The sequence below is a fragment of the Desulfosudis oleivorans Hxd3 genome (assembly GCF_000018405.1).
GTDB lineage: Bacteria > Desulfobacterota > Desulfobacteria > Desulfobacterales > Desulfosudaceae > Desulfosudis > Desulfosudis oleivorans.
In genome coordinates, this window is sequence record NC_009943.1 from 2,117,963 (window position 1) to 2,143,665 (window position 25,703).

General features: G+C 57.7%; 20 protein-coding genes. 5 read left to right on the forward strand and 15 right to left on the reverse strand.

All coding sequences use genetic code 11. From position 1 onward, the window contains the following. Nucleotides 1–102: 102 nt before the first annotated feature. Nucleotides 103–1,002: an FAD:protein FMN transferase gene (locus DOLE_RS09040; RefSeq protein ID WP_012175178.1), complete on the forward strand. Its 900-nt coding sequence runs from the start codon at nt 103–105 to the stop codon at nt 1,000–1,002. 295 nt (nt 1,003–1,297) lie between these two features. Here the strand turns inward: DOLE_RS09040 and DOLE_RS09045 are convergent, their stop codons facing one another. Next, nucleotides 1,298–1,516 (reverse strand): type II toxin-antitoxin system Phd/YefM family antitoxin, encoded by a 219-nt coding sequence (locus DOLE_RS09045; protein WP_012175179.1) that lies wholly within the window; start codon nt 1,514–1,516, stop codon nt 1,298–1,300. Between the two features lies 1 nt (nt 1,517). Next, nucleotides 1,518–1,910, reverse strand: coding sequence for a type II toxin-antitoxin system VapC family toxin (locus tag DOLE_RS09050; protein ID WP_012175180.1), 393 nt, complete (start codon nt 1,908–1,910; stop codon nt 1,518–1,520). Between the two features lie 346 nt (nt 1,911–2,256). On the opposite strand from DOLE_RS09050, the gene typA reads away from it, so the two are divergent. Then, on the forward strand, nt 2,257–4,107 hold the full coding sequence (typA, locus tag DOLE_RS09055) for a translational GTPase TypA (protein ID WP_041280462.1): 1,851 nt from the start codon (nt 2,257–2,259) through the stop codon (nt 4,105–4,107). Here the strand turns inward: typA and DOLE_RS09060 are convergent. The 13 genes from DOLE_RS09060 to DOLE_RS09120 all read right to left on the reverse strand — a co-directional run bounded on the left by DOLE_RS09060 (nt 4,087) and on the right by DOLE_RS09120 (nt 22,021). Beyond that, the gene (locus tag DOLE_RS09060) at nt 4,087–5,403 is read right to left on the reverse strand and encodes a 3-deoxy-D-manno-octulosonic acid transferase (RefSeq protein WP_012175182.1); all 1,317 of its coding nucleotides are present in this window, start codon (nt 5,401–5,403) and stop codon (nt 4,087–4,089) included. The genes typA and DOLE_RS09060 overlap by 21 nt on opposite strands. Nucleotides 5,404–5,407: 4 nt before the next feature. After that, nucleotides 5,408–7,441, reverse strand: a complete 2,034-nt coding sequence (locus DOLE_RS09065; RefSeq protein ID WP_012175183.1) for an ABC transporter substrate-binding protein — start codon at nt 7,439–7,441, stop codon at nt 5,408–5,410. Between the two features lie 18 nt (nt 7,442–7,459). Next, entirely contained in the window at nt 7,460–8,404 is a 945-nt protein-coding gene (miaA, locus tag DOLE_RS09070) for a tRNA (adenosine(37)-N6)-dimethylallyltransferase MiaA (RefSeq protein WP_012175184.1), read from the reverse strand. An 18-nt stretch (nt 8,405–8,422) separates the two neighbouring features. After that, nucleotides 8,423–10,042, reverse strand: a complete 1,620-nt coding sequence (gene thiL, locus DOLE_RS17350) for a thiamine-phosphate kinase (RefSeq protein WP_012175185.1) — start codon at nt 10,040–10,042, stop codon at nt 8,423–8,425. A 77-nt stretch (nt 10,043–10,119) separates the two neighbouring features. Further along, entirely contained in the window at nt 10,120–10,701 is a 582-nt protein-coding gene (locus DOLE_RS09080; RefSeq protein ID WP_012175186.1) for an HDIG domain-containing metalloprotein, read from the reverse strand. Nucleotides 10,702–10,758: 57 nt separating this feature from the next. After that, nucleotides 10,759–11,866 (reverse strand): peptide chain release factor 2 gene (gene prfB, locus DOLE_RS09085; protein WP_232362693.1). Its coding sequence is split into 2 segments (ribosomal slippage): nt 10,759–11,784 and nt 11,786–11,866, totalling 1,107 coding nucleotides; the frame shifts between segments, so codons are not numbered across the junction. 44 nt (nt 11,867–11,910) lie between these two features. Further along, nucleotides 11,911–13,539, reverse strand: coding sequence for an apolipoprotein N-acyltransferase (lnt, locus tag DOLE_RS09090; protein ID WP_012175188.1), 1,629 nt, complete (start codon nt 13,537–13,539; stop codon nt 11,911–11,913). Continuing rightward, nucleotides 13,536–14,438, reverse strand: coding sequence for a C-GCAxxG-C-C family protein (locus DOLE_RS17355; protein ID WP_332306760.1), 903 nt, complete (start codon nt 14,436–14,438; stop codon nt 13,536–13,538). The genes lnt and DOLE_RS17355 overlap by 4 nt, the downstream gene beginning before the upstream one ends. A 267-nt stretch (nt 14,439–14,705) precedes the next feature. Further along, on the reverse strand, nt 14,706–15,677 hold the full coding sequence (locus DOLE_RS09100) for an alpha/beta fold hydrolase (protein WP_012175190.1): 972 nt from the start codon (nt 15,675–15,677) through the stop codon (nt 14,706–14,708). A 67-nt stretch (nt 15,678–15,744) separates the two neighbouring features. Beyond that, on the reverse strand, nt 15,745–17,610 hold the full coding sequence (locus DOLE_RS09105) for an aldehyde ferredoxin oxidoreductase family protein (RefSeq protein WP_012175191.1): 1,866 nt from the start codon (nt 17,608–17,610) through the stop codon (nt 15,745–15,747). An 82-nt stretch (nt 17,611–17,692) separates the two neighbouring features. Next, complete coding sequence (locus tag DOLE_RS09110) at nt 17,693–18,301, reverse strand: TetR/AcrR family transcriptional regulator (RefSeq protein WP_012175192.1); 609 nt, start codon at nt 18,299–18,301, stop codon at nt 17,693–17,695. A 310-nt stretch (nt 18,302–18,611) separates the two neighbouring features. Then, a complete protein-coding gene (locus tag DOLE_RS09115) occupies nt 18,612–19,568 on the reverse strand; it encodes a tetratricopeptide repeat protein (RefSeq protein WP_012175193.1) in 957 nt (318 codons plus the stop codon). 5 nt (nt 19,569–19,573) lie between these two features. Continuing rightward, a complete protein-coding gene (locus tag DOLE_RS09120) occupies nt 19,574–22,021 on the reverse strand; it encodes an efflux RND transporter permease subunit (RefSeq protein ID WP_012175194.1) in 2,448 nt (815 codons plus the stop codon). 334 nt (nt 22,022–22,355) lie between these two features. On the opposite strand from DOLE_RS09120, the gene DOLE_RS09125 reads away from it, so the two are divergent. The 3 genes from DOLE_RS09125 (at nt 22,356) to DOLE_RS09135 (ending at nt 25,675) form a co-directional block, all read left to right on the forward strand. Then, nucleotides 22,356–22,553, forward strand: coding sequence for an FmdB family zinc ribbon protein (locus DOLE_RS09125; protein ID WP_041281012.1), 198 nt, complete (start codon nt 22,356–22,358; stop codon nt 22,551–22,553). A 178-nt stretch (nt 22,554–22,731) separates the two neighbouring features. Next, the gene (locus tag DOLE_RS09130; protein ID WP_012175196.1) at nt 22,732–24,291 is read left to right on the forward strand and encodes a sensor histidine kinase; all 1,560 of its coding nucleotides are present in this window, start codon (nt 22,732–22,734) and stop codon (nt 24,289–24,291) included. Continuing rightward, entirely contained in the window at nt 24,278–25,675 is a 1,398-nt protein-coding gene (locus DOLE_RS09135; RefSeq protein WP_012175197.1) for a sigma-54-dependent transcriptional regulator, read from the forward strand. The genes DOLE_RS09130 and DOLE_RS09135 overlap by 14 nt, the downstream gene beginning before the upstream one ends. Nucleotides 25,676–25,703: the final 28 nt, after the last annotated feature.

Here is a 25,703-nt window from a genome sequence, read left to right on the forward strand (position 1 = left end):
CGGGAAAGACCATATGACAAAAAGGAGGGCCTTTTTCAGGCCCTCCTTTTTTGTTTACAATCCGTTTTGATTCGGCTTTTTACAAAGCCGGAGGCTGCCCCCATGCACGCACTGGTTCGCGAAAAACACATGGCCTGCGCCTGGCAGATGAAGTGCTTTCCCCAGCCGGACCGGGACCTGGCCGCCGCCGAAGCCCTGATGAAAAAAGCCTTTGAAGTGGTGACGGCGATTGAGACGAAACTGACCGAGTTTGCGGCCAGCCCGTTTAACCGCATCAACGACCAGGCCGGCATCACACCGGTGGCCGTGGACGAGGAGATATGGGGAATCGTGCAGCGGGCCATCACCTTCGGCCGCCGGACCAACGGCGTGTTCAACATCGCCTTTGCAACGGTGATGCGATCAAAAACCCCGGACGATCCGGCGCTCAAAAAACTGGCGGACTTTCGCAACATCGAGCTGGACGAGGCGGCCCGGACCATCTTTCTGCCGGACCGGCGCATGCGCATCTCCCTGGGCGGTATCGGAAAGGGGTATGCCGTGGACCAGGCTTTTGGGTTTCTGCGGAAAAACGGGCTGGTCAACTTCATGGTCAACGGTTCCGGCGACCTGCGGGTCCACTCCCTGCCCAACGCGCCCCGGCCCTGGCGAATGGGCATACAGAACCCCTTTGATCCGCAAAAACAGATCGGCATGGTGATGATGCGGCAGAATGCCCTGGCCAGCAGCGGCAATTATTTAAAAAAGGGGCATATTCTGTCCGACCGGCAGGAGGTCATGGCCGCCACGGTCCAGGGTGAAACCTGCGAGTTCTGCGACATGTGGGGCACCTTTCTGATGTGCCTGCCGCTTGACGAGGCATTAAACGAACTGGACAGGGAAAAGCTTTTCGGCATCCTGGTGGACAAGAATGCCCGCGTACATCTGTCAAAGGCGGCAAAAGCGGACAGGCGGGATACAACAGATGGCGCTGGAGCGCTGCCGAGCGCTGCTGCGAGCTAGCGCTGGGGTGCGCTGGGGTCGCCCACGCTAACATTCTGAATAGATAGACTAAAGGTTTAAATAACACCGTTAAAACAGGCTTAAAAGGGCCTTTTGAGGCATCAAAAGGTGCTTTTAAGCTTTTTGCCACCACCGAGTTTCGATCCCGATCCCGATCCCGATAGCGATTTCGATAAAGGGAAAACACCTGTCCGGTCAGGTCTCACGGGAGGTTCCGGAGACAGACGCCTGTCTCCTGCTCCGGTCCCAATGTCTTTATTCTATCTGCCAAAAACAAAAGCCTGAAAGGCGTTAATCACCGTTCTCTTCCCTCCCGGACAATATCCACGATTTCCTGAGAGGTTATTTTTGCTCTAATGGTGGGAACATCCAGCGGAGAGGCGGTGATTTTTTCCGGAACCATGGAAAAGGTTCTGCCATCCTTTCTTCGAATCAGGACTTTGCCGGTTTTTTCCGCCTGCTCCAGGACCATGGCCAGTTTCTGCCGGGCTTCGGAATATGTATAAACCTGCATGTCAGACCTCCAGGGTTTCAATGTTCAGGGCTTGGGCCGCGGCCTTTAATCGCAGATCCAGCGTTAATAAAGGCGACTTGTGTCTGGTTGCGCAGTCCAGAAAATAGGCGTCATATGCATAAATATTGGCCTGTCTTGAAAGCGTTAATGCGGCGGTAAAATCCGGTTCGGTATACCGGAGGGGAATGCTCTTGAAAATCGACAGCCCCTTTTTCGCTTCTTCAAGCGTTAACCGTTTCTGTTTGAACATCGCTGAAAAGGCGTTTCCCACTTCCCAGGGGATTGAACCAGGGCCGATAAGCATATTCCCCTTTGTCTTTTCGATGATTCGTTTGCGTTCGGGCTCACCCACAATCACCGCAATCAGTGCGGACGTATCAATTACGATATCCATTTTCCCTTTCCGTGTTGTAAGTATGACAATTGTACAACAGATGAATGATATGTCAATGTTTTTGAGGATAAACTTTAAATTCCGGGGACCCGAAAGACTTCCGCAATAAAAAAGGTTTCTTTTTTTAACAAAATAGCGTATTGGTGAGGCGCTTACCTGTTTTAACCCGGACATTTTCCATTTTACAAAGCATGGAAAGAGCAGTTCGGGCGGTGCTTGCGGTTCTTAAAAGCTGCGGCAACACCGCCCATGAACAAAATCGCGCAGGTTAAAAACAGCCCGTCATGTGGCCATGACGGGTTTTGTTATTTCAATAAACAACAGAGACACAACGGCGGCTGTAAAAATGAAGAAGACAAACAATATTCCCATCAGAAACATCGCTATCATCGCCCATGTAGACCACGGCAAGACAACACTGGTGGATGCCATGTTCCGGCAGAGCGGCCTGTTCCGTGAGGGGCAGGCAGTGGATGAGCGGCTGATGGACAGCATGGACCTGGAGCGGGAGCGGGGCATTACCATTGCCGCCAAAAACTGCGCCATCCACTGGAGAGACACCAAGATCAACATCATTGACACGCCGGGCCACGCGGATTTCGGCGGAGAGGTGGAGCGGGCACTCTCCATGGCCGACGGCGCCATTCTCCTGGTAGACGCCTCCGAAGGTCCCCTGCCCCAGACCCGTTTTGTTCTGGACAAGGCCCTGAAAAGCGGGCTGGCGATTATCGTGGTCATCAACAAAATCGACCGGGCCGATGCCCGTCCCGCTGAAGTGCTGGACGAGATATACAGCCTGCTCATCGACCTTGGCGCAACAGACCGGCAGATCGAGTGCCCCTGCCTCTATGCCGTGGGCCGGCAGGGTATTGCCATGAAGTCGCCGGTGGACAAAGGAGAAAACCTGCACCTGCTGCTGGACATGATGATAGACGAAATTCCCGGGCCGTCGGCCGATCCGGAAGCCCCCTTTCAGATGCTGGTATCGGACCTGGGGTATTCGGATTACCTGGGCCGCCTGGCCGTGGGCCGGGTGGTCAACGGGTCGGTGGAATCCAGAAAAAACCTGGTCTGCCTGAAGGAAGACGGAGAGCAGGCCCCTTTAAAAATTTCCAGGCTCCAGGTATACAGCGGCCCGGGCCTGAAGGATGCCCAGCGGGCCGATGCCGGCGATATTGTCGTGTTGTCCGGCATCGAAAATGTACACATCGGCGACACCATCTGCACCGATGAAACGCCCATTGCCCTGCCCCGCATACGGGTTGATGAACCCACGGTCTTCATGCGGTTTGCCGGCAACACCTCTCCCCTGGCCGGCATGGAGGGCAAGCTGGTACAGGCCAGCCGGATTTATGCCCGCCTGGTCAAGGAAACCCTCATGAACGTCTCTATTCGGGTGGAGGCCGGTGACGACAGGGAAAGCTTTATCGTCAAGGGCCGGGGGGAATTCCAGATGGCCATTCTTGTTGAGACCATGCGGCGCGAAGGGTTTGAGCTCTGCGTGGGCCGGCCCCAGGTGATTTACCGGTATGAGAACGGCCGGCGACTGGAGCCGATTGAAGACCTGCTGGTCAACTGTGAGGCCGCCTACAGCGGCATTGTGACGGAAAAACTTCTGCAGCGGAAAGGGACCCTGGTCCGCATGGAACGCCAGGACAACGACCGGACCCGCCTGGCTTTTTCAGTGCCCTCCCGGGCGTTGATCGGGTTTCGGGACGAGTTTCTCACTGATACCCGGGGCACGGGCATCATGAACAGCGCCCTTGCGGGCTACGAACCTTACCGGGGCGACTTTCCCGGGCGGTTTACCGGCAGCCTTGTATCGGACCGCCAGGGAAAGGCCGTTGCCTTTGCCCTGTTCAACCTGGAGGCCAGGGGGAAGCTGTTTACCCGGCCCGGCGAGGTGGTGTATGAGGGCATGATCATCGGGGAGCGCAACCGGGACACCGACCTGAATGTCAACCCCTGCAAGACCAAACAGCTTAGCAACATGCGGGCCTCGGGCAAGGACGAGGCCGTCACCTTGACCCCGGTGACGCCCATGACCCTGGAAAAGGCCATTCAGTTTATCGGTGACGATGAAATGATTGAAGTGACCCCGAAAAGCATTCGGCTGAGAAAAACCATTCTCTCGGCCCACGGACGCAAGGTGTTTGAACGACGGGGCGCTGTTGACCTATCTTCTGCCTGCGCGTAAGGCCGAAAACCCGTTTCGCGCCAGGTCCACATGGTGCCTGGCCGCTCCGGAATGGAGCGACACCGTTTTTCCGGCGGCACGGCCCATGGCCGCCGCTCTTTCCGGAAAGCGAAAAAGATTGGCCACCGCCTGGGCCAGTGATTCCCGGCCGGTCACGCACATTCCGCCCCCGGCCACTTCCAGGGCATTCCGGGCCTCTATAAAATCATCCATGTGAGGCCCGTACAGCACCGGCACCTCCCATGCCGCCGGCTCCAGCGGGTTCTGTCCGCCCAGGGGCACCAGGCTGCCTCCGCAGAAGGCCACGGTGGCCACGCTGTAAATATTTGGCAGCTCTCCCATGGTGTCGATCACCACCACCGGGCATTGCCGAAAAGCCGTCGCCTTCTCCAGGTCGCGCTTTGTTTCAGCCTTCACGCCCCGCTCCCGCAGCAGCGCAAGAACGGCATCGACCCTTTCAATGTGCCGGGGCGCAAGGACCAACACCATTTCCGGAAACTCGACCCGCAGGGCCTGATAGACATCAATGACGATGCCGGCCTCCTCTTTTCGCGTGCTGCCCGCCACCAGCACCGGCTGTCCCTCTTTCACGCAAAAGACCTGCCGCATCCGGTCCCGCACCGCCGGCTTTCCCAGGTCCGCCAGGAACCGGAACTTGGCATTGCCGCCGACATACACCCGGTCCCCGGGCGCTCCCAGAGAGATGATACGATCGCTATCCTCCCGGCTGACCATGCTGAAAAGGTCCACGTGGCGCAGGGTCTCCGCGACCAGGGGGGCGATGAACCGGTATCGATGGCAGGCCTGCCTGGAAATCCGGCCGTTGAGGATGGCGGTGACAGCCCCGAACCGCTTTGCCTCAAGAATAAGGTGGGGCCATATTTCGGTTTCCAGGCAGACAAAAATATCCGGCCGCACGGTTTTCATGGCCCGCCGAACGGTAAAAATAAAGTCAAGGGGCACCAGAACACAGACGGCTTTGCCGGCCAAAGCCGTCTCGGCCACGGCATGACCCGATGCGGTCATCACCGAGAGCACAATGGTACAGCCGGGCATGGCCAGGCGAAACTCATCGATCACCGCCTCGGCCACCCGTACCTCGCCCACGGAGGCGGCATGAATCCAGATGCGGGTGGGACCTTTCGGCAAATCGACGATTCCGGAATAGCGGCCCAGCCGCTGGTCCAGGCCATACCTGTGTTTTCCGGTCAGGCGGCTGTATAACAGAAACAGGGGAAACAGCAGCAGAAACAGGGATGTGCCCGCCAGGGTATAAAGGAAATAGGCCGGATGCATCGGGTCAGTGATCTTTCTGTGAAGGGGCCGATGGCGGAATTTCCACGAACCGGCGTCCCTGGATTTGCAGCAGGGGAAGCCGCTTGTGGACCTCTCCGGTTTCGTCAAACGCGGTGACACCGGTCACACCGGGGAATCCCGTCAACTGGCCCAGCCTTCTTTTGATGGAGCTGCGATACCGAAGGTCGGAATCGGTGATGATGGGAAACAGCAGGTTTGCCGTATCATAGGCCACTGCCGCAATAAAATCGGGTTTTTCGCCAAACAGATTTTCAAACCCCTCTGAAAACCGCCTTACCTCGGGATTGCTGCCTGTTTCCGGAAACCCGGTGGGCAGTATCGCGCCGTTGACATATTTTTTTGCCATATTCACCAGCTCGGGGGAGTGCCACAGGTTGGTACCCATGAACAGCACATCCACCACGTCGTGATAGACCAGCTGCGGAATGATCAGCCCTGCATTTGAGGGACCGTCGGGAATAAAAAGAGCGTCAAAATCCACAATGGCCGTTTCCTCTTTCTCCTCCTCCGGTTGCCTGCCTGTTGCCTGATCCGCTTCCGGCATATCCATACCGGGCTCCGGTTCCACCCACAATCCTCTTTCCCGGGCCCAGAACTCCCGCTGGGCGTCAACCGTTTCCTGAAGATCCTCAGGCACGTCGTAATAGAGGCCCACCAGTTTTTTGATGGGGCCGGCAAAATCGGTCTCTTGAGGATCATAGGATTCAAATCCGACAACCTGTCCGCCGGATTCTTCCACATGGTCCCAGAAGGCATTGGCAAAGACCCTGCCGTAGGGCTCGTCCGGATAGAGCACGGCAAATCTGTCAATGCCCAGCACATCCCGGGCATGAGAAACAAGGGCGCGGGTCTGCATGCGCGACGTCAGAAAGTTGCGGAACACCCATCCTCCCAGGCCAGGCGCATCCGGTTCCTGGGTCAGGGTGATAATGGGAATATGGCGGTTTTGCGCCTCGACAATGGCCTCCTCAAAAAAAACAAGGGGGCCGATGATGGCCGCCACGCGGTTTTCCGCAAGCTCCTTCACTGCGGCCAGGGCCAGTTGGGGGTCGGAACCGGTATCGCGGACAAGCAGACGGACAGGCGGCGCGTTTTGCGTGCCGTAAGCGGCCATAAAGGACTGAAACGCAAGCTGCACCCCTTTGAGTGCCCGTTCCCCGAAACGGCGATATTTGCCGGTCAGGGGCAGCAGGCACCCGATGGTATAACGTTCGTACACCGACTCCTTTGCGATCCGCTCAAACAGGTCCCGGGCCTGCCCGGTATACGGGTTGCCCGGGAATTTTTCCATGAAATCGGAAAGCACGACCTCGGCCTGTTCATACTCATCAAGCGCCATGTATTTGCCGGCCAGCTGGCACGTCAGATACCCCCGGTAACCGGGATCCCGCACACCGGCCAGAAGAGAATTAACCCCTTCCGGGTCGATGGCGGCAACGATCTGGTCAAACAGCACCAGCATTCGTTTCCGGTTCTCCTCCCCCACTTTTTTCAATGCCGCGATCAGGATCTGGGCCGCGTCCATTGGCCTGCCCATGGACAGGTAGGCCTCCCCTACCAGTGCGTATTTACGGACAATAATAGGCTCCGGCGCGGTACGGTCATCAAGCCTGCCGGACTGTTCAATTACGGTCGAAAACGCCTTCTGCCGCAGCCAGCTCTCCAGAATGCCGATAACAGCCATGGCTTCGTACCGGCTGGCCGGGTAACGGGATATCACCGACTCGTACCCATCCCGTGATTCAGCAAACCGGTTCTGCCGGGACCGGATGTCGGCCTTTCGCAACCGGGCGTCGGGTTCGTGGGAACCGCCGGGAAACTCCGTGAGGTAGGCCTGATAAAGGGTGAGGGCCTCGTTATAGTCCTGCCGGGAAAAAGCCGCCTCGGCCCGGGCAAACAGCTGGTCCCCCGGCGAAGGGCCGAAAAGCCCGGACATCTTCGAAGGAGCGCACGCCGCGCAAAGGACAACGCAGACCAGCACAATTAGAACAGGGAAGAACGACTGCTGCTGTTTCATCAATTATGGACCCTTCTCTTATTTACCATAACGCAGAAACCTCTTTACCAGAAAAGGCACTTTTTCTAAACCCTCTTTTTGGTCGACCCACACCATGTCCGGGTCGGCCTTAAACCAGGTCTCCTGCCGTTTGGCGTATCGCCGGGTGTCTTTCTTCATGTTTTCCACCGCTGTTTCACGGGAGATGCCGCCGGCCAGCCATGCGGTCATGTGGCGATACCCGATGGACTGCATGGCCTTCAACTCCGGCGCATATCCCCTGGCCAGCAGGCCGGCCACCTCCTTTTCAAACCCGTCGGCCAGCATGAGATCCACGCGGTGGTTGATGCGCCCATAAAGCGTCTTTCTGTCCAGGTGCAGGCAGATCTTCAGCGCGTCAAAGGGGTCTTCGGCAAAGCCGTGGGCCTGCCGGTGGCCGGAGGCCGGCAGCCCGGTGGACTCAAACACCTCAAGTGCCCGGACAATGCGGAACCGATCGTTGGGGTGAATGCGTTCCGCGGTTTCCGGATCACAGACGGCAAGCCGCTGATGCAGGACCGCCGACCCCTGATCGTTTGCCTCCCTTTCAAGCCTTTCCAGAACAGCTTTGTCCGCCGAGTGCTTGCGAAACAACCCATGCAGGCAGGCCTTGATGTAAAGGCCGGTGCCGCCGGCAAGTACAGGCAGTACGCCCTGTTCGTTCAAATCCATAAGAATGGGCCGGGCCATCCGCGCATACCGGCCCGCGCTGAAGGACTCATCCGGGTCTGCCACGTCAATCATGTGATGGGGCACCCGGGCCTGTTCGGCCGGGGTGGGCTTGGCCGTGCCGATGTCCATGTACCGGTAAACCTGCATGGAATCGGCCCCCACGATCTGGCCGCCGAACTCCTCGGCAAGGGCGATAGCAAGGCGGGTCTTGCCCACACCGGTGGGGCCGCACAGCACAATCACTCTGGGTCGTGTCGGGCATCCGCCGGTCATGCCGGAATCTCCACCATATCAGTCTCCGGAACCGGCATGGCCATGCTGAAACGGGGCCACGCCTTCAGGCAGGTTGCGCAGGTATTCACCATCAAAAGAAAGGCAGCGGCCCAGACGGTAAACAGGCATGACATCCCCGATGCGCCGGGCCGTTTCCGGTGGGCAGGCAAACAGCAGCTCATAGTCTTCACCCCCGGAAAAGATCATCTCTTCGGGCCGGTTGCCGGTTTTCTCGCAGAACCGCTGAAGGTCATCGGAACAGACGGCGGTATCCACGTCAAAACAGAGTGTAATGCCCGAAGCCCTGGCAATATGGCGGGCATCCCCGGCCAGGCCGTCGCTGATATCCATGACGCAGCGCACATTGTAATCCGCCAGCACGATAGCCGCGTCAAACCGGGCGCGGGGAAACTTGAATGCCTCGACCAGAGAATCATATCCCTCCAGGCCGGCCGCCAATGCCAGCAGCCCGGCCCTGGATCGGCCCAGGGGGCCGGTACAATACAAATCGTCACCGGGCCGGGCATTGGCGCGGGCCGGATAAAAAGGCGCCCTTGCCTCTCCCACGGCAAACAGGTTCAGGGAAACTTCCCGGCCGCCGGATAGATTGCCACCGCCCAGCGCACAATCATAGACGGCAAGTCCTTTCTTCAGCCCCGCGTAAAGGTCTATGGCCAAAGACTCGGGCCTGTCGTGCGGAAGGGTCAGGTTGACAAACAGGGACACCGGACGGGCATAGGCGGCGGCCAGATCGCTTAACACCACGGTCACGGCCCTTTGCCCCACCTCCCCGGGCCGCTGCCAGGAAAAAGAGAAATGGACATTTTCCACCTGGGCGTCGGTGGTGATCACCGGTGTTTTCAGGGCATGCAGCACGGCCGCGTCATCCCCGGGTCCCACCTTCAAAATTTCCTCTTCTGCCGCGTTGGCCTTCTTATCCCCGGCCAGAAGCCTGTCGATCAGGCCGAACTCATCGTTCCACGGCACATTCAGCTTTTCAGAAAAAACCTCAATACCGCAGGCCCCTGCCAGAAACCGGGCGTCTTCAAGGGGACTGTCAGCACGGCTCACGCAACTGATCACGGCCACGCCCGCAGCCCCGGCAGAGAAGCAGGCAGCGGCGTTTGCGGCATTGATACCGCCGATGGCCACCACCGGCTTTTTCGACCGGTCGATGACCGCCTTGAGCCCCGCCACCCCGATCACCGGGCTGGCGTCCGGCTTGGTGCTCGTGGCAAACACCGGTCCGGTGCCGATATAATCACAAAACTCAACAGGGGTCCGGGCAAGCTCGTCAAGAGTGGAGACCGACACCCCCACCAGCGCGTTTTTTCCCACGATGCTTCGTGCCGTCTTCAGGCTGCCGTCGGCCTGCCCCACATGAACGCCGTCAGCACCCAATGCCCGTGCCAGGACCGGGTCGTCATTGACAATAAAAGGAATTTGATTGACCCGGCACAGACGCAAAATGGCCGTGGCCTCTTCAAAAAACCGGCCGTCAAAGGCCTTGTTGCGGTACTGAACCATGGTGGCGCCGCCGAGAATGGCCGCTTTTGCCTGTTCAAGTGGCGCCGGGCCACCGCTGTCATCGGTGATAAAATAGAACCGCAGGTGTTTTCTCAGATCTTCAGGAAGCACGGGATACGTCCCTTCCCTTGATAGTTGGTATTTTGTTTTTCCCGACCGCAACGGCGCAAAGGGTTGCGTTGTGACGCCTACAGCATGCCGGGTTCAAACCGCCTGACCCAGGAGAGAAAGGTCTCCTTCTGGCGCGGGCCATATTTTGCCATCTCCCGGGCAATTTCATCCACCGGTTTTTCCCGGTTGCCGGCTTTGGGGTTTTTGGAAAAAAACTTGTCCGCATAGGCCACAATGATCTCCTCAAGAGAGACCGGGCACATGTCCCGCACCGGCAGGGGCAGGCCGGCCGCGACAATCTCTTCGGCGGTAATACCCGTGCCCACATGGCGCTCACACACCAGCGCATGACGGGGCAGCCCCTCCTTTTCCAGAAGCTCGCGGCCCAGTACGCCGTGGCACACATAGGGCGCGTCCCCGGTGCAGCCGATGTCCGGCGCGTGGACCTTGAAAATGCCGATGTCGTGCAGCAGGGCCGCCTCTTCAATAAATCGCATATCGGGGTGCATGGCGGCCACGACCCGGGCCACGGCCAGGGCCTTTTCCATCACCCGGGTGCAGTGGGGAATCATGCTTTCAAAGGCCCGGCTGCCCGGATCATAATACCGCTTTATGATCTCCAGGGGAGCGATGTCGCTTCTATTTGAATTCAAGGTCATCTTAACTTTTTTCCTGTTTTACTGCGGCCGGCCGGTTCAATCGGCCTGGCGCTTTAATCATCGTCCCTTCATAAGAACGGCCTCGATGAAGGGATCAATCTCGCCATCCAGCACACTGTAAACATCTCCGATTTCAAAGTCTGTCCGGTGATCCTTTGCCTTCTGGTAGGGGTGCAGAAAATAGGACCGGATCTGGCTGCCCCAGGCGATATCGTCCTTACCCGCCTCCATGTCCTGCAGTTTCTGGTTCTGCTTGTCTTTTTCAAGCTTGTAAAGCCGGGCCCGCAGCACGGCCATGGCAATTTCCCGGTTCCGAAGCTGGGACCGCTCCTGCTGGCACTGGACCACCACGCCGGAGGGATAATGGGTGATGCGCACCGCGCTGCTGGTTTTGTTGACATGCTGGCCCCCGGCGCCGCTGGCCCGAAAGGTATCAATACGAAGGTCTTTTTCGTCGATATCAATATCGATCTGCCGGTCAATCTGGGGAAACACAAACACCGAAGCAAAGGAGGTCTGCCGCTTGCCGCTGGCGTTAAAGGGGGAAATGCGCACCAGCCGGTGAACACCGGATTCGTTCTTCAGATATCCAAAGGCATTGAGCCCTTTGGCCGAAAAGGTGGCGCTTTTGATCCCTGCCTCGTCACCGGGCTGATGGTCGATCATCTCCAGCTTGTAGCCCTTGCGTTCGATCCAGCGGGTATACATGCGAAACAGCATCTCGGCCCAGTCCTGGGCATCGGTGCCCCCGGCCCCGGCGTTGATGGCCACAATGGCGTCAGCCGGGTCGTCCTCATCGGAAAGGGTCAGATCAATGGAAAGCTTTTCAATCTTTTTCCGAACCCCTTCCACCCGGCGGGTCACTTCGGCGGCGGCATCCGAATCCGCCTCTTCCTCCGCCAGTTCCAGCAGCACCTCCGCGTCCTCCACCTCCCGGCCCAGTTCGGAAAGCAGATCAAGCCGGTCCGACAGCAGGGATCGCTCCTTTAACAGGGTGGCCGCTCTTTCCGGATCGTCCCAGGCCCCTTCCCTGGCGACCAGAGCCTCGATCTCGGCCAGCCGTTCCCTCATGACCGGTTCGTCAAAGATAGCTCCGAAACTGTTCTACCTTTTCATAAGACTCCCGAATCGTCTGCCGAATTTCCGCGCTGTTGTTAAACACCATTTTATCCTCCATTAAAAACACCGGTAAAAAGAACCTCAAAAAATTCAATGTTTAGAGATTCCCTGAAGTTTTTGATCTGCTTTCCCGGAACCCCGGGCCGTTCTGAATATATACCACAAAACAAGGATCAAACCCACCAGGCATCCTTTTGCAAACAGGTCACCGTACCGGCAATAAACGGTCGTTGTTTGCATTACCGGCACGGCCCAGGTCTTCACGCTTTCCACGAAAAGCGGGGTGGCGCCGATGATTTGTCCCGTGGGCGCGATATATCCACTGATCCCGGTGTTGGCCGATCGCACAACAGCCCGCCGGGTCTCCACGGCCCGGAACACCACCATGGAAAAATGTTGCCAGGGCGCGCTGGTTCTGCCGTACCAGGCGTCATTGGTGATATTGATGATCAGGCCGGCGCCGTTCTGAACAATCCGCCGGGCCTGGTAGGGAAAAATAATTTCATAACAAATCTGGACTCCCAATGGCAGGCCGCCCATCTCCAGGGTCTGGCCGACGTTTCCGGCCGTAAAATCACCGGCTGCCGCCACAATGGTCCGCACAAAGGGCAGCCACTCCCGCAAGGGGCCCAGGGGAACGAACTCTCCGAAAGGCACCAGGTGGGTCTTGTCGTACCGGCCGGCGATTTGGCCCTGGGGCGTGATCAGGTAGGCGCTGTTATAATATTTCACCGCGCCGTTCTCCGTGGCGGCCGCGGGGGCACCGGCCAGAAACCAGGTGCCGGCCTCCCGGGCCGCCGTCAGGACCTTGCGCGTGGCCACACCGTCATACAGAAAATAAAACGGCATGGCGGTTTCCGGCAGCACCACCAGGTCCGGACCGGTATCAGCGGCCCGGCGGCACAGTGCAAGGTATTTTTCAACCGTTGCGTCCCGAAAAGCGGCATCCCACTTCTGGTTCTGGTCGATATTGCCCTGGACCACGGCAATCCTTTTTAAGGGCGCATCAGCCATGGCTCCGGACACCTCTTTCAGACGCCATGTGCCGTAAAACCAGGCACTGACGGCCATGACAAGAAACAGGACCAATAGGAGAAACGCCCCAACCGTTTCAGCTGCAGGAAACGCTTCTTTTTTGAGCAGCCGGTATATGGCCCAGGCCAGCAGGCTGTTGAACAGCACAACCAGAAAAGAGATGCCGTAGACACCGGTCAGGTCGGCCATCTGGATCAGGGGCAGTATCCGGTACTGGGAGCAGCCAACCGGCTCCCAGGGAAACCCGGACAGGATAAAGGCGCGGACATACTCCAGGGCCGTCCATGCCACCGGCGCGACAAGAATGCGAAGAACCGGCCGGTTTCTGACACCGGCGTAAACCGCTGCAAATACACCCAGGTAAAACGCCAGGTAAAGCGAGAGCAGGAGGAAACACCCGACGGCCAGAACCCAGGGAAGTGCCCCGTAGGTGCGTAGCGTGGGCACCAGCCAGTAGAGCAGGGAAAAATAGTGGGCGCACCCGGCTGCCAGGCCCGCATAAAACCCCTGCCGGACCGAAGCGCTGTCAAGAACCCGCAGCAGCGGCACAAGGGCGACCCAGGCCAGCCAGGCCATGCCGGTTTGAGGGAAGGCTCCGGTGAGCAGGAGGCCCGACACCACGGCAAAAAAAACGCCTTGTGCGGAAAACGGGTGCTGTCGATTTTCCGGGGATTGCGGCTTCATTTTCCGCTGCCCTTCCATTTTTCAATTTCATCGGTTGCCAGGCCCGCTGCGTGGCGAATGAGCATTCGGCAACGGGACGATGCGGCCATGTGGGCCTGAAAATCCTTCCGGGACGCAAACCGTTTCCCCGTGACAGCGGCACAGGTGGTACTGCCGGCAGCCTGTTTGAACCGGGCGACCACTTCCTTTCCCACGGCAAAGGGTTCCCGTTTGGGGGAGGTCTCTTCCAGCAGAAGGTTGATATGGCCGGTCAGAAACGCGCGGACGATGCCGCTGTAAGGGGTGTTTCGGACATTGAGGCCCAACAGCAGGTTGATTCCCATCACCGCGCCGGCCAGAGCCCCGCACAGGCCGCCGGAGAGCCCCACCCCGCCGTCCAGCACAACGGAAGCCTGTTCCAGATAAGGATCTCCCAGGCCGGTGTTTTGACGGATGGTCTTGAGCACATCCCCCGCGCAGTGATAGGCCGGGCCGGTTGCCGGCTCCTCAAAGGAGCCTGGAACCGGCAGTTCCCAATCCCTGGCTTCACTTAGATATCGGGCGGCGCCCCGAACCCGGGCCAGGCAACCGGCCACCTTGTCGCCGGGGATCAGGTAGCGCGCCTGTCCGGAAAGGGTATAAAAGTCAATGCCGGTACACTCACGGCAGAACTGGGAGCCGAATGCGGTCTCAAACCATTTCACATATTCGCCCACCCGGTCCAGCAGTGCGGCCTCCGAATTCCTATCACCGCTTTCCAGCGCCTCTGCGTGAACCAGCCCCAGGCCCAGGGAGCCGCCCGTAACCAGGCCGCAGGTGGCGCCGCTTGCCACGCAGCCGCCTTCCAGGCCGGTGGCGGCCTTCAGCATCCGGTTTTGAGGTGCGCCGATCATGTTCTGGACAACTTCCAGAGCGGCCAGCCCTCAATTCAGATCCTTGAGCAGGTAGAGCATGCCGCGCCTGCCCCAGTCTTCGGTTTTTTGCCGGTGCATTTTCTTTTTCTCCCGATCTGTCTGTCACGCATGATGATGCCAGCCCGAGCATGCGATGAAACCTGTTTCTTCCTGGTTCAGCCGGCCCAAAAAAGGCAAGGGGTCGAGGGCCAAAAAAATTGTGAACTATACAAGTGAAAAAGGGCCGCTCCCACGCTAAACGAAGGATTACGGCCCCTGTAGAGGTTCAACAGTTCAGTCGGCTCTCGCGCCGGTTATTCTGCCGGAAAGAAACGCGCGTGCGTCCCTGGCGGTTTCCACCGGAATCTCCTCCATTGGCACGTGGCCCGCACCCGCATAGACAATAAACCGGGCATCCGGAAGCGCATGGCGCCACCTGGCAATGGACTCGGCATAGGGAATCCAGGTGTCTTTGTCCCCCCACATCACCAGGGTGGGAACGCTGATTTCGTCAATCCCGTCGGACACGCTCCGTTTTGAAAGTTCATGATCAAGCTTTTTAAAAATATCCACATAATCGCTTTTGGCCCCTTTTCGCATGGCCAGCTCAAAATAGCGTTCCCTGGTTCCTTTTTCCATGCGCCTGGGATCGCCGTAGACCTGGTTGACCGCCTCGTAAAGGATCACCTTGGGCATCATGCGACGGGAAACCATGGAAACCGGCCATGTGGAGGCAAACTTCAGTATCCAGGGCATCTTCATCTGAAAACCGGCCGAATCGATCAGGATAAGTTTTTCCACCCGCTCCGGATGGGCATGGGTGTAGATCCAGGCCACATGGCCGCCCAGGGAGTTACCGGCAATGGAAAACCGATCCAGCCCCATGGTCTTGACCATCTCTTCGATGACTGCGACAGCCCGTTGACGCTCATAGATATTCTTGTCGGTCAGCGGTGACAGGCCGAACCCCGGCAGGTCCACGCGAATGATGCGGTAGTGGTCCTTTAATTCTTCCACCCACCCATCCCATGTATGCAGGGAGGCGCACACGCCATGGATCAGAATCAGCACCGGGCCCTGGCCCTCGTCCCGGTAATGGATCTTCAGGCCCTGAAATTCCAGCATTTGGGAATGTTCGTTGAAATATTTTTTTTCCAGCTTTTCAACTGGAATATTTTTAATCCCCAGCATGGAACAGCCGGACACCATCAGCAACACCAGAACACCGGCAATCAGCCCTCCCCCGGTCCGATACAGCCCTTTCATCAATCTCTTCTCCTTTTCAACTCTGGCTTACAGAATCAACACAACGTGTGCCGCGCATCTTTGCGGGTCATGCGGCAATGCCGAGACGCTTTAATGTCTTTTCAGTGGGAATGCCATTGTCGTCAAACCCACGGAGCTTATAATACTTGCTCAGCATTTTATCAAGGGGCACCACCCGCTTGCGGGGATCCGAAGCCCGGCCCTCCATGAGCAGGCGGCCGGGCAGGGTGTCGTCCTTGCGGGAGATGCCCATTCGGGTGTTCATGTAGCGCTCCAGCACATGAATCCGGTCTCCGGCCGCTAAAAACGCGCCGTTGGACATGGGAATGCCGGTGACCGCGCTCCACAGGCGGGTGTAGACGGAAAAATCAATCAGCCGAATGGCGATCTCCGGAACGTTCTGCATGAAGAAGCCCAGCACCAGATCCGGCGAATACTTTGCCGACGGCGGTTCCAGCAGGTAGGCGAACATGGTGAACTGGCAGGTGTGCAGCGAATTGACGCAGCAGGTGATGCTTTCGAAAAATTTGACGAACTCGGGTTTGGCCCGGGTCCGGTAAGGGTCGAGCAGCTTGAAATAGATCTCCTGGGCGATCATGTAAGCCGACAGGTGACAGGCGCCACGATTGGCCACGGCATAGGCCAGGCCCTGGCCCACCGATCCCCTGGGGTCATAGGCGGCCATCTCCATGCCCTTGACATGCATGGCAAACTCTTTTCCCCCGTATTTTTCAGACAAAACCCGTACGCCTTCCGCCATCTCGGCGCCGAACCCCCGGCAGTGGGCGATATCCAGCAGGGCCTGGGACACGCCTTCGGCCGCGCCAAACCGCAGGGGGCTTTCCACCATGCCTTTTTCCGCGGCCTCCATCACCCATGCAAGCGTGCCGCCGGCGGAAATGGTGTCCATGCCCATCTCTCCGCAGACACGGTTGAACTCGGCAATGCGGTTGGTGTCAAAAATGCCGATGTTGGAGCCCAGCAGGCCCACGGTCTCAAACTCCGGTACCGGCAGTACCTCTCCGCCGAACTCCCCTTTCTGGCCGCACAGAATGGAACAGGGCTTGCAGGTGCTGTGGGAGGTGTGATGGGCCTTGTTGATCACCTCTCCGGAAAGATTGACGGCCCGGTCGTCCTGGCCGTCGAAAAAGTTGTTGATGGGCAGGATATTGGCCCTGTTGCTGGGCGTCACGTTGGCCCGGGTGCCGAAGGTGGTGTAGGTGGCCGAGGTCATGGCGTTGCCTTTGATGTATCGGGCCGCTTTCTGTTTCGTCTTTTCAAACAGTGCCGGATCGACCGGTAGAATTTTAAAGTCGCCCCCCTTTGCCACCACGGCCTTGAGGTTTTTTGCGCCCATCACGGCGCCCATACCGCCCCGGCCCAGGAACCGGTGGCCCGACGCGATGTTGGCAAACCGCACCCGGTTTTCCCCGGCCGGGCCGATGGCCAGCACGCCGGTGTTTTTGTCTGCGGCAAGGCGCTGCTGGCAGGCCGTGGTCTCCAGCCCCCACAGGTCCCCTGCATCCCGAATCTCGGCCCCGTCGGCCGTAATCATCAGGTAAACCGGGGCCTGGGCCGTTCCGGTGACCAGCAGGCCGTCCCACCCGGCGGTTTTCAACTGCATGCCGAAAGCCCCGCCGCAGGAGGCGGTCGCCATGATGCCGGTCTGGGGTGACTTGGTCACAGCGGCAAAACGTCCGGTGCACGGCGCGCCGGTACCCATAAGCACCCCGGGCATGAAAGCAAGTATGTTTTCCGGGCCCAGCGGGTCGGCGTTCAGGTTCATACGGTCAAAAATCAGTTTCAACCCCAGCCCCTTGCCGCCCAGGTACAGGGTGCGGAGCGATTCCGGAACCTTGAAAACAGTACTTTTGCCGCTGGAAAGGTCAATCTCCAGGATACGGTTGGAGGTGCCTGTCATCTCTTTTTTCATGAATCCCCCTCACTGTATTGATAAACCGGTACACGTTACCCGGGGAAAACCACTACCCGGGTTATGAAGCAGTCTTTCAGTCCTATACCGACAGCTCGACGCCCTCCTTGATGATGGCAAGGGCCAGCCGGTGCATGTACTCTTTCTTTTTCTGCTTGTTCAAGCCGGGATAATGGAGAAAAGTCAGCACCACGCCGGTGACCGACGCGAAAAACGCGTGAGTGTAAAAGACATCATGGCTCTTGCCCTTGATCTGCTTGAGCTTCATGTTGAACATGTTGAGAAAGTACTCCTGGATCAGCTTGAACTTCTTTAACGCCTCCGCATCCACGATACCGCTGGTAAGAAAATGGCACATCATGTGAAAGGTGGGTTCATTGGCCAGAAAATAATCCACCACTTCAATGGCCAGATCCTCCATGCCGATGCGTTTGCCGCCCAGCAGGGTGTCCAGCCGCTTTTCTATCCGGTTGATGTCCTGCAGAAGGGCCTCCACCAGGATATCATCCCGGCTGGGAAAATAACGGTAAATGGTGGCCGGTGATATGCCTGCCTCGGCGGCGATATCCCGCATGCCGACCTCGTGAAACACGTGGGCGTTAAAGAGCTTTACCGCGGCATTGAGAATGATCTCCTTGCGCGTTTCGCGCTCACCTTCCCGCAGGTTTTTAAATGATGCTTCTTCAGGCATGACATGGCCCTCCCGGTTTATTATTGTGTATTTAAAATCAGCTTCGAAAGATTGGTACGGACAGAAGAAAGAATAAATAAAATTTAGAATTAACATAGTTTAGTTGAAGAAACAAGTTTTTTCGGGCGAAAAAGATCAAAATACAGGGGACTTCTGACGGGTAAGCCGGCCTGGGTCATGGGAGTGGGAACAGCAGCAGCGGGAAAACCTTTCCCGGTCGATGCTTCCAGCCCGGATATGTCACGACTTGATTTGGCCGCAGATGCAAGGCGCGGGACATGAAGTCGAAAAATTTCATAAAATGTCCGGGCTATGGACAATGCTGTTGACGGAGGGACTTTACTGTTTCCGAACAATCCTCTGTTTGGCAGGCCTGCGCAAAAGCCTGACAGGCGCCCGTAATATCATCGGTTTCCAGCAGCGCCATGCCTTTTTTTTCAAGCGCCGCCGCAAACTCAGGATCAATGGAAAGTGCCCGCTCATAATCTTTTATGGCCCGCGCCAGGTCTCCCTTTGCCTTCCAGGCATCTCCCCTGAGAACAAAAGCCCGCATTTCCAGGGGAAAAACAGTAAGCATCCGTCCGGCGTCATCAATCGCCTTATCATACTCTCCGAGTTCAAAATAAAGGTCTCCCCGCGCGGCATAGGCCTTGGTCAGGCCCGGTTCGATATCAATAACACGGGTAAGGTCGGCAAGCGCCTGCAAAAGCTGCCCCTTCTTTTTTAAAATCATGCCTCTGTGATAATAAGCAACAGAAGCGCTCAGTGGCTGGTCTTCAATAACCCTTGTAAAATCATCCGCGGCCGCATCAAGCGCACCCTGTTCATACAGCACGATTCCCCTTTTCAGATACGCAACAAGGCTCTTGGGCGAAATCTCAATGGCTGTTGCAAAATCCGACAGGGCGTTCTGAATTTCCCCCTTCTGGTTAAAAGCAGTGGCCCGGCCAATGTAGGCGTCCAGGAACAAAGGATCCAGTTCAATTGCCGTTGAAAAGTCATCAATGGCGTTGTCCAGATCATGTTTGATACCGTACGCATTCCCCCTGTGGTAGTAGGCTTTCGCCCGGTTTGGATTGTCCTCAATAGCCTTGGAAAAAAGGGCAATGGCCTGGTCCGGTTTGGACTGACGCATCTGCTCAAGCCCTTCTCTCACGTAACCGGTGGTAATGCATCCGGCACAAAACGCCACGGCCAGAGAAACACTCAAGTACCGTACCATGGCATCGTGGCGCGGTCGACCTTCCCGTTTTAATGGCCCGCTCATTTTCATCACCTGGAATCCATTGCTGCGGCCGACGAACTTCTTTTATGTGACCCGGTGATCACGATCATCAGGGCCGGGGCCAGCAGAAAGTCGGCCAGCAGGGCGAACAGGATGGTCAGGCCGGTGAAAAACCCGAACCGCACGATATGGTTGAGGGTGGCGGCCATCAGCACAAAAAAGCCGAATGCCAGCACCACCGACGTGATCAGCAGTGCCCTGCCCACGCCCATAAACGTGGCCCGCACGGCTTCATGGGCATCCCCGGTGCGCAGGTAATATTTTCTAAAGTTGTAAACAAAATGGACCGTGTCATCCACCACCAGCCCCATGGCGATACTGGCGATCATCAGGGAGGTCATGTCCAGGGGCACATCAAAAAACCCCATGATGCCCAGGGAGAGAAAAATGGGAAAAATGTTGGGGATCATGCTGAACAGCCCGGTCTTGATATCCCACACCAGCAGCATCATCATGATGGCAATGACCCCAAAGGCCAGGGCGTAGCTTTTCACCATGCTGTTCAAAGCCGCGGAAATGGTGCGGGCCATCAGGGCGGACATGCCGGTAATGGTAATCCGGGCGCTGTCGCCGAACAGGGTGGTAAAATAGTGCTTTGTCTCCTGCATGAAATCATTGAGCACCACCGAGTCCACCCAGTTGGTCTTGATGCTTACCCGCGTCTTTGAAAAAAGGCTGTCCACGATGGGTTCAAGGTCATCTGACCCGGCATTTTCAAACAGCAGCAGTTCCTGGGCAATGGTGTTGTAGTCCTGGGAAATCGCGTAAAACTCGGGCCTGTTCTCATTCAGGGCCTGATGAATTTCCTTGAGAAGATCGTTTAAGGAATATATCTTTCCAACAACAATTTCAGGTGTTTCATGTTGAGACAGGTAATGGGTGGCATTGTCAATGCGGTTGAGAAAACGGGGCTCATACACGCCGTTTTCCCTGCCGGTATCGATGATCACCTCCAGTTGCAGGGAACCGTTCAACTGTTTGTCGATGGTGGCGATATCCTTTCGCACGGCCATGGACTCAGGGAAAAAACCGACCACGTAATCCGAGTAACGCAGGTCAAACATATAATAAAAGGAGACGGCAAACAGGACCAGGCTGATGCCGATAATTTTGAGCGGGTGGCGGATGGAGATATTGGCGGTTCGCAACAGGACCCGGTCCATGACCAGGGACCGGCCCTGTTTCTGCCGCCCGGCTGACCGCGGACGAACCGGCACTACCGCCACCAGGGCCGGCAGCATGAAAAGCGTATAGAACAGCGCCAGGAGCACACCGGCGGCGGCAAAAAGGCCAAGGTCGCCCAGGGCGGTCAGTTCGGCAAAAGAGAACGAAAGCAGGGCCGCGGCCGTGGTCAGGGAGGTCAATACCACGGCAAGGCCGGAATGGCCAACGGCATGACCGATGGCATCCTTCCTGCTCTCCCCCCGGTCCACCTCCTTGTAAAAAAGGGCCAGGATATGGACCGAGTCGGCCACGCCCACACAAAGGAGAAAGGCCGGCAGCACCGTGGTGGTCATCTTGATGGGCACGCCGAACCATCCCAACAGCCCCAGGGTGGAAAAGGTGGCGCCCTGCACAACGATAGAAGGCAGGACCACGCCGGAAACCCGGCGGAACAGCAGCCAGAGAAAAACCAGGATCACAACAAAGCTCAGCAGAAAGCATTTTTTGAGGTCCAGCATGGTATAGTCGTTAAAGACCTCCAGCACCACCGGGCCGCCGGCCAGGGCCAGAGAAAAATCGGGGGCATGGTAGGCGGCCACAACCTCCCGGACCGCTTCCACAAGGACCTCGTTCTCCATGTCGGACAGGTACCGTTTCTGCTGCGTCTCCTCTTCCCCGACAAATATCTCCTCGTCAAAACTGTCAAACGCCTCCAGCACATCCATCTGTTCCGTATGATAAACATCCGGTTCAATGATGACCGAGGTGGTGCGGCCGTCAGTGGAGATAAACTGGTGCAGGTAGGCCGGGTTGGCCATCACCTGGTTTCTCAGTACCTCAAAATCCACGGTCCGGTCCGGCCACCCTTCCAGCAGATCCTCCACGATAAGCTCGTCGCTGTCGCCCCATGTATGCCGGGCGTTGATCAGGCTCGTCACCTCCTTGACGTAAGGGACCCGCTCCTCCAGCGCGGCCTGGAACGTGTGAAGCCTTTCAAAAAAGGATTGTGTAAAGATATGGTCGGAAGTGATGGTAATCACGACAAACCGGTCCTGGCCGAACTGGTCCCGGAACCGGTCGTATTCGATGCGGCTTTTGTCATGCTCGTCCAGCAGGGCCTCGGCCGAGGTGTCCACGGTAATAGAGGGAATCTTGTAGAAAAACGCCCCCAGCAGCACGCAGAAAAAAACCAGCACCTTCAGGCGATGGGTATAAAGTGTGCGGGCCAGCTGCTCAAATCCGCGCTCAATCTGGTCTTTTACCCCGGCCATGGATAACGTTTCCCTTCTGGTTGTGTAGTGATCCCAATAAGGTTTGCATTCAAAAAGCCAACGTCGTAAACTTGGTACTCTCGTAAAAAGTCTATTTGGGATGGCAAAGTAAAAAGTTCAAGATCAAGGCGTCGCAAACCCCGAGGAATGATGCGTACTTGTCGTACGCCGCAGTGACGAGGGGTGCAGCGCAACGCAGATATCGGGCTTTTTACAAAGCCAGCGTCGTAAACTTGGTACTCTAGTACAGGGCACAATGATTTGAAAAGAAAATTCTTTTAAAATTTCCGGCCCGGCCCGGAACCAAAAGGCCGGGCAGGCCATGGAGGGCGCCATGCCGATATTTGAATACCAGTGTGAAAAATGCGGCCATGTATTCGAAGAGCTGGTCATGACCAAAAAAAAGAAACGGATCGCCTGCCCCCGTTGTCACCATGCCAAAGTCAGCAAGCTGATCAGCCGCACCGGCGCCGTTGGCAGAAACACCGCCGGTACCGGCTGCGCCGCGCCTTCAGGCTCCGGCTTTTCATGAGCCACCTGAGCCGGGGGCGGTCCGCCCCCTTTTCCCCTTAAGCGCCGGCCGTGGGTGTGATTCCGGCAACCTGCCAGAGTGATTGTGTTTTTTTGACTCCCATGATAAACAGAAACAAGTAAAATCCGGTTTCTAACAAGACACGCAACCACCATCACCCGGACTGGACGCTGAAAGCGTGAACACACAGAGCCTTCGCACCATAATCGCCATCAACCTGGCGGTGCTGATTCTTATCGCCACCGTGCTGTTTGACGTGGTGGCGCTCTCCACTGACCGGCAGCGGTTTATCAGCACAAAAATCGCCGAGCACCGGCTTCTCTCCCTGGCCGTGGCCCACCAACTGACGGCAAAGGATGCGGCCGCGCCCTTTTTCCCGCCGGACACAGAGCCGGCCCTTGGCGCCCTGTTTCAAGCAGCCGAAGTAAAGGCCGTGGTGGTGTTAAACCCATCCGGCGGGTTTGCCCATATCACCGGCATGACCGCCCCTGAACAGGTTCCCCTGGTTGAGCTGGCGGACCGCGCTATGCAGGAAAAAAAACAGGTCACAGGGCTTTACGGCAAAACATGGGGCGTGTTCCTGCCCCGCCCCCGGTCCCTTTTAATCGCCGGACCGCTGATGACCGGAACAGACACGGTCATGGGCAGCCTGGGCACGGTGACTGACTTAAACGATCTTTACGCGGCCCAGCGGAAAGACCAGGCCCTGCTCTTCGGATACGCGCTTTTCAACCTGATCCTGCTTACCCTGCTGGGCACCTACATCATCGGCCGGTTCTCGGTCAGCCCCATCAATCGCCTGGTGCGGCGGGCCGAAGAGTACCGGGATGTGGAGGACCTGGGGTTTTTCTACGACCGGGGGAAAAACGAGTTCCGCCAGCTTTCCGGCGCCCTGAACCGCATGCTCAAGCGCATCGGCGACGACAAGCACCGCCTTGAATCCTCACTGGCCGGCCTGGAAAAGGCCAACCTTGAAATTCAGAACCGGCAGAACGAGCTGATCCGCGCGGAAAAGCTGGCCTCCGTGGGGCGGCTGGCCGCGGGCATTGCCCACGAAATCGGCAACCCCGTGGGCATCGTGCTGGGCTACCTGGAGATGCTCAACGACCCGGCCCTTTCCCCGGCGGATCGGCAGGACTACCTGAAACGGTGCGAGGCGGAAATAAACCGGATCAACACCACCATTCGGGAACTGCTCGACTTTTCCCGGCCCGCCGGAGAAAAGCCCTGCCCGGTGGCCCTTTCCCGTGTCATTGAGGAAACGCTCCGCATGCTGAATGTGCAGCCCGGAATGAAGGACATCACCTTTTCATGCGATTTTGCCGCGGCCAACGACACGGTGATGGCTCCGCCGGACCGGCTGCGCCAGGTATTTGTCAACCTGGTCATCAACGCGGCCGACGCTCTGGCCTCTGTTTCCGACCAGCAAGAGGGCCGCATCACCATCACCACAAAAAACCATTGTCCCGACGCCGGCAACGGACCGGAGATGGTCGAAGCGTCAGTGATCGACAACGGTCCGGGCATTGCGGCGCCGGACCTTGATCTTGTCTTTGATCCGTTTTATACCACCAAGGAGCCGGGCAAAGGCACGGGGCTGGGCCTTTCCGTCTGTTTCATGATCATCGAAAGCCTGGGCGGTACCATTCGCATCGACAGCAACCGGGGCCAGGGAACCGTTCTAAGAATTGAACTGCCGGCCGCGCAAAAAAAAGGATCAGGCCATGAAACCGGTTGATGAGCCGAAAAAAAACGTGCTGGTCGTGGATGACGAAGAGAACATGCGCCACATGCTGGCCGCCATGCTCACGCGGGAGGGCTACCAGGTTGAGACCGCGGCAAACGGGGCACAGGCACTGGAGATGGTTGCAAAGCAGCCCTTTGACTTTATCCTGTGCGACATCAAGATGCCCCGCATGGACGGGCTTGCCTTTCTGGCCCATCGGACCGAGCACTTTCCCGATGCCACAGTCATCATGATGTCAGCCTACGGCACCATCGACACCGCGGTGGAGGCACTGAAGCACGGGGCCTACGACTATATATCCAAACCCTTCAAGTCCGACGAGGTGCTGCTGGCCTTGAAAAAAGCGTCGGAACGGGAACGGCTGAAACGGGAAAACATTGCCCTGCGACAACAGATCGCCACCCTTGGCCGGGGTTACACCTTTGGCAAGATCATTGCCAAAAGCAAGGCCATGCAGGCCGTTACCGACCTGATCACCAAGGTGGCGGCCCACGACACCACCGTGCTGGTCACCGGCGAATCCGGTACCGGAAAAGAGCTGGTGGCCCGCAGCCTTCATTTCAACAGCCCCAGGGCACCCAACGCGCTGATCCCGGTCAACTGCGGCGGCATACCGGAAAACCTGCTGGAAAGCGAACTGTTCGGCCATGTGAAAGGGGCCTTTACCGGGGCGGACAAAAACAAGACCGGCCTGTGCGAAATCGCCCACAAGGGCACCCTCTTTCTCGACGAAATCGGGGAGCTGCCCGCCTCTTTGCAGGTCAAGCTGCTGCGCCTGCTTCAGGACAGGGAGATCCGGCCGGTGGGGGCGTCAGCCACCCGGACCATTGACATCCGTATCGTGGCCGCCACAGCCAGAAACCTGGAGGCCGACGTGGCCGAAGGTGTCTTTCGCGAAGATTTGTTCTACCGGCTCAACGTGCTCCATATTCATCTGCCGCCCCTGCGCGACCGCCAGGAGGACATTCCCCTGCTGATAGAGACATTTGTCCAGGAGTTTAATAAAAAGCTGGATAAAACGATCACCGGCCTGGCGCCGGCGGCCCTCTCCCGCCTGTTGGCCCACACCTGGCCGGGCAATGTGCGGGAGCTTGAAAACCTCATCGAGCGGGCCGTGGTCCTGGCCGAGGGCGACACCATCACACCGGACGACCTGCCCCCTGGTTTCGGCACGGATTCTGCCGGCGGGCCGGGCGACGCCCTGGCCGGATTTGACGGTTATTCCATCAAGGCGGCCCAGAAAATCTTTGAAAAGCGGCTGATTGAAAAGGCCCTTGCCAAAACCGGCGGCAATCGCACCCGGACCTCAAAGCTGCTGGAGATCAGCCACCCCTCCCTGCTGGCCAAAATGAAAGAGTATGGCATTGAAGGGTAAATGGCGGGACATAAAAAACGAAAGGACA

Excerpts from the sequence above, each read along its gene's own strand:
- DOLE_RS09050 (WP_012175180.1), bottom strand. The coding sequence starts at position 1,910 with ATGGATATCGTAATTGATACGTCCGCACTGATTGCGGTGATTGTGGGT.
- DOLE_RS09045 (WP_012175179.1), bottom strand. The coding sequence starts at position 1,516 with ATGCAGGTTTATACATATTCCGAAGCCCGGCAGAAACTGGCCATGGTC.
- DOLE_RS09060 (WP_012175182.1), bottom strand. The coding sequence starts at position 5,403 with ATGCATCCGGCCTATTTCCTTTATACCCTGGCGGGCACATCCCTGTTT.
- miaA (WP_012175184.1), bottom strand. The coding sequence starts at position 8,404 with ATGACCGGCGGATGCCCGACACGACCCAGAGTGATTGTGCTGTGCGGC.
- DOLE_RS09100 (WP_012175190.1), bottom strand. The coding sequence starts at position 15,677 with ATGAAAGGGCTGTATCGGACCGGGGGAGGGCTGATTGCCGGTGTTCTG.
- typA (WP_041280462.1), top strand. The coding sequence starts at position 2,257 with ATGAAGAAGACAAACAATATTCCCATCAGAAACATCGCTATCATCGCC.
- DOLE_RS09110 (WP_012175192.1), bottom strand. The coding sequence starts at position 18,301 with ATGCCTGAAGAAGCATCATTTAAAAACCTGCGGGAAGGTGAGCGCGAA.
- DOLE_RS09065 (WP_012175183.1), bottom strand. The coding sequence starts at position 7,441 with ATGAAACAGCAGCAGTCGTTCTTCCCTGTTCTAATTGTGCTGGTCTGC.
- DOLE_RS09080 (WP_012175186.1), bottom strand. The coding sequence starts at position 10,701 with ATGACCTTGAATTCAAATAGAAGCGACATCGCTCCCCTGGAGATCATA.
- DOLE_RS09115 (WP_012175193.1), bottom strand. The coding sequence starts at position 19,568 with ATGAGCGGGCCATTAAAACGGGAAGGTCGACCGCGCCACGATGCCATG.
- DOLE_RS09120 (WP_012175194.1), bottom strand. The coding sequence starts at position 22,021 with ATGGCCGGGGTAAAAGACCAGATTGAGCGCGGATTTGAGCAGCTGGCC.
- DOLE_RS09125 (WP_041281012.1), top strand. The coding sequence starts at position 22,356 with ATGCCGATATTTGAATACCAGTGTGAAAAATGCGGCCATGTATTCGAA.
- DOLE_RS09105 (WP_012175191.1), bottom strand. The coding sequence starts at position 17,610 with ATGAAAAAAGAGATGACAGGCACCTCCAACCGTATCCTGGAGATTGAC.
- lnt (WP_012175188.1), bottom strand. The coding sequence starts at position 13,539 with ATGAAGCCGCAATCCCCGGAAAATCGACAGCACCCGTTTTCCGCACAA.
- DOLE_RS09135 (WP_012175197.1), top strand. The coding sequence starts at position 24,278 with ATGAAACCGGTTGATGAGCCGAAAAAAAACGTGCTGGTCGTGGATGAC.
- DOLE_RS09040 (WP_012175178.1), top strand. The coding sequence starts at position 103 with ATGCACGCACTGGTTCGCGAAAAACACATGGCCTGCGCCTGGCAGATG.